At 74.7% G+C, this 4,124-nt stretch carries 5 protein-coding genes; all 5 read right to left on the minus strand.

Annotated elements, in window-relative coordinates:
• Positions 1-480 (minus strand): 4Fe-4S binding protein (locus VI078_07040; GenBank protein HEY5999046.1); only part of this gene is annotated, 480 nt, incomplete at its 3' end.
• Positions 481-485: 5 nt separating this feature from the next.
• Positions 486-1,688, minus strand: coding sequence for a 2-hydroxyacyl-CoA dehydratase family protein (locus VI078_07045; GenBank protein ID HEY5999047.1), 1,203 nt, complete (start codon positions 1,686-1,688; stop codon positions 486-488).
• Positions 1,685-2,728, minus strand: coding sequence for a 2-hydroxyacyl-CoA dehydratase family protein (locus VI078_07050; protein ID HEY5999048.1), 1,044 nt, complete (start codon positions 2,726-2,728; stop codon positions 1,685-1,687). Before VI078_07050 ends, VI078_07045 begins: the two co-directional genes overlap by 4 nt.
• Positions 2,721-3,503, minus strand: coding sequence for an acyl-CoA dehydratase activase (locus VI078_07055; protein ID HEY5999049.1), 783 nt, complete (start codon positions 3,501-3,503; stop codon positions 2,721-2,723). The genes VI078_07050 and VI078_07055 overlap by 8 nt, the downstream gene beginning before the upstream one ends.
• A 4-nt stretch (positions 3,504-3,507) precedes the next feature.
• Positions 3,508-4,124 (minus strand): FAD-dependent oxidoreductase (locus VI078_07060; protein HEY5999050.1); only part of this gene is annotated, 617 nt, incomplete at its 5' end.

The following is a 4,124-nucleotide window of genomic DNA, read 5'->3' on the forward strand; positions in this document are numbered from 1 at the left end:
GGCCAGGAAGCGCCCCAGCGCCCCCAGCGGGCAGAGCCCCGTGCACCAGCCTCTCCCCCGGAAGACGACCGTGAGCGCGAGCGCCGCGCTGCCGAGCAGCGACAGCAGCCGGACGGTCGCGGGGAGGTTCTCCTCGAAGCGCAACCAGAGATTGGCGACGTGCACGGCGCCGAACGAAACGACGAGCGCGGCCGTCCCCCCGTGGACGACGACCGCCGGGAGCGACGGACGCCGGGGGAGCGCCCGCGCGGCGACGTCGCCGACTAAGCTCACGGGGCACAGTGCGCACCAGAGACGCCCGAACGCGAAGAACGACAACGGCACGAGGGGCCACCACAAACCCCAGAGCAGGTACATCCCCGGGTTGATCTCGGGATTCGCGCCGCCGAGCATCAGCCCGCCGCCGAGAAATGCCGCCGCCCCGGCGACCGCGACCTGAGGGAAACGGGGCCAGCCCCGCAGCGTGAGGAGACGGCGCATCCGCCCTATCCCAGCATCTCGGCGAAGGCCTCGAGCCGCGCGCGCCAGAGGGCCCCGGCCGGGCTGCGGTTGTCGACGCAGTCCCCGCTCAGCTCGAGCACCGGCGTGCCCGCCGCGCGCAGCGCGCCCGCGACGAAGGGGAAGCCCCCGGTCAGCGTGCGGCAGCCGCGGTGGGAGAAGTGCACCACTCCGTCCGCCCGGTACTCGCGCGCGAGCCGCACGACGGCACGAATGCGGCGGTCGACCGGCCCGGCGAAGGGGCAGTCGAGGATCCGGCGGGCAAAGCCCGGGAAGGGGTCGCGGGGGTCGATCTCCTCCCACCAGACGTCGCTCGACTCCTCGAACACCACGGCGAGGCCGAGTTCGTCTTCCACGAGACGCATGAAACCGGCGTCGTAGAGCGGGAACAGGTGCAGCCAGAGCAGCCGGCGCCGTGCCGACAGGACCGCCCCGGCGGCTATGCGTTCGCGCAACTCGGCGGCATAGTCGGCCATCGCGTCCGCCGTCTCGGGGAGACCCAGCTTCTGCAGGAGCGGGCCGCCGGTCAGCCGCAGCGAGGCCGCGCCGGGCGCCACCGGCGGGTGATCGCGCCGCAGGCCGTTGGCCTCCAGCCAGTGGGCGCGCGCCCGGTTCGACTCGCGCACCGCGGCGGCCAGACGCACGGGGTCGAGGGGACGGCCCGCGATCCGCTCGAGAAACGCGGCCAGCTGGCGCAGCTGGGCGATGACGTAGCGCTCGGCCGGCGGGCCGCCGGTCGCCGGGACGTCCACGAGGAAGGACGGTCGGGAATGCTTGCGCCCGAGATAGCCGCTCATGACCTGGCTGTCGTCGCAGATCGGCGCGGTCGCCACGAACGCGCGCGGCAGCGGCAGCTCGCCGGCGTCCAGCGCGGCGACCACGGCGCGCTGGAAGCTGCAGCAGTCCCCGCTGAGGGGCTCGGCGTCCGACCGCTCGAGCAGGCGCCCGCCGTCGCCGACCGCGGCGAGGACCGCCGAGACGCTCTCCGGCTTGACGGCCCCGATGCCGAGCGCCGCGAGCAGTTCGGCCGGGACCAGGGGGCTCGACCAGACGACGGGCAGCTCGCCTGCCAGCTCGCGCTCCAGATGCTCGAGCTGGATGCCGACGAGCCGGGCGTTCGCGCGCAGCCCGCCGTGCCCGACGAACCGCGCACCCATGCCGAGGGCGCGCCGGTAGCGCCCGCCGCTCACTGCGGCTCCCGTCGGGCGAGGGACTCGAGGAAGGCCTCGAAGCGCGTGGCAAGCCGGGGCTGCGACCAATCGGCGCTCTCGATCTCGAGCACGAGGAGCGGGACGCCAGAGCTCGCAAGCCGCGTGCGCCAGTGCGGCACCGCATAGGCGTGGGCGGTGCAGCTCTTCATCAGCAGATAGACGACGCCGTCGATCCGCCCCGTCCGCCCGAGCTGCGCGGCCTCTTCGACGCGCGCGCCGCCGGCCTCCATCCGCGGGCACGGAGGCTGCGCGAGATACGCGGCCGCAAGGGCGCGCAACGGGTCCGTCCCCGTTTGCAGCGGAACGGGAGCGGTGCCGGCGCGGTGGTGCGTGCAGCTCTCGACCCCGCAGACATCGCCGCCCATCTCGGCGATCAGCTCCAGCAGGTCCCCGGTGACGAAGTGCGAGCCGACGAGCAGGAGACGCGGCCGCCGCCGTTCCCGGCCTCCCACCGGCCGCATCGCGGCGGCGGCCGCCCCGGACGCCGCAGCGTCGGTCGTGTCCCGCCCCTCGAGGGCCTCGAGAAGGCGCGGGTTGAGGCGCGGGATCTCGCCGGCGAATAGTCCGTCGCACAGCGCGCGGCCACGCTCGCGCCAGCGGTTTCGCGCCTCAATCGCGGCCGCCACGCGCTCGGTGTCGAGCGACGGGAAGCCCGCGGCCGCCGCAAGCGCGGCGCCCACGCGCTCGAGCTCGCCGCGAAAGAAGGCGACGGCCGCCGGCGTGTTCCGGCGCGGCACCGCCAGCAGCCAGCGCGGACGCAGCGAGGCGGAGGCTTCGAGCAGATCCCAGAGACGCAGCATCGGGTAGCAGCCGTCCGCCACGACGACGCCGGCGAGAGCCGCGCCCTCGGGCCCGGCGAGGGCCGCCGCGGCACCGCGGACGTGCGCGCAGAGATTGGCGGGAAGGGCCTCGGCGGCGCCGGCACCCGCGACGAAGCGAGCCTCGAAGCCAGCGGCCTCGACCAGCTCGCGCGGCACCAGCCCGCAGAGCACGCCGAGGCGCTCCGGCGCCTTACGCACCGTCCGCCACCGCATCGCGCGCGAGGTGCGCCGCGCCGAGGGCCCCGACGAGCTGAGGGAGCCGCGGCACCGCAATCGGCAGCCCGAGCTTCTCCTCCAGCGCGGCGACGACCGCGAGGTTCTGCGCCACCCCGCCGGTCATCGCGAGCGGCGGCGCGACGCCGACGCGGGCGGCCATGGCGCCCACGCGCTCGGCGATCGCCTGGCAGAGACCGCGGACGATGTTCGGCCGCGCCTCGCCCCCCGCGATCAGCCCGACGACCTCGGACTCGGCGAAGACGGTGCAGACGTTGCTGATGCGCGCGGCGCCCGTCGCCGCGAGAACGGCGGCGCCCATCTGCTCGAGCGGAATCGCGAGCGCCTGCGCCATCACTTCGAGGAAGCGCCCGGTGCCTGCCGCGCAGCGGTCGTTCATCGCGAAGTCCACGACGCGGCCGCGCTCGTCCATGCGGATGAACTTGCTGTCCTGGCCGCCGATGTCGATCACCGTGCGGCAGGCCGGCACGAGCGCGTGCGCGCCGCGCGCGTGACAGGTGATCTCCGTGACTCTCCGGCCGGCGCGCGCGACGCTCGCGCGGCCGTAGCCCGTGCCGACCGTGCCGACGAGGCACTCCGGCGTGACCCCGGCGGCCGCGAGCACCCGGCGGGTGACCTCTTCCGCGACGCGTGCATGATCGAAACCCGAGGGGACGAGCGCCCAGGCGGCCACCGTCCCGGCCGCATCGAGGAGCACGCCCTTTGCGGCGAGGGAACCGATGTCGACGCCGAGGTACACCGGCTCACTCCGCGAGGTGGCGGCGCACGGCGCGCGCGGCGAGGTGGCCGGAGCAGGCCGCGGCGCTCACGCCTGATCCGGGGCGCGTCCAGTGGCCGGCGAGAAAGAGATTGCCCCACGGCGTCAGCGGCGAGAGACGCGACGTACCGCCTTGCCCGGGAATCGCCTCCCAGCCGTAGATCGCCCCCTCGTCGTTGCCGGTCCAGCGTTCGATGGTCGCCGGCGTCGACGACTCAGCATGGCGGATGCTCGCGCCGATCCCGGGGATGATGCGCTCGGCGCGCGCCACGAGCGCGTCGGTCATCTCCTGGCGGTGCGCCTCCCAGAAGGCGGGCGTCCGCCACGGCGCGAGGACGAAGAGGCAGAGGCTCTCGCCACCGTCCGGGGCCGCCGTCGGGTCGAGCCGCGATGGCACAATGACGTAGACGTACCCCTCCGGGGAGAGCAGGCGGCGGTTGTCGGCGAGCGTCGCGTACACCTCGCCCATGTCGCCCTCCGGCAGCGACAGGATGTGCCCGGCATGCGGCGTCAGTTCGTCGAGGCGGCGGTCGATCCCGAGGAAGACCATGAACGCCGATGGCGCGAGCGTCATCGCGGCGGTCTCGCGCAGCCGCTCGGACG

The organism is bacterium (assembly GCA_036524115.1).
GTDB lineage: Bacteria > JAUVQV01 > JAUVQV01 > JAUVQV01 > DATDCY01 > DATDCY01.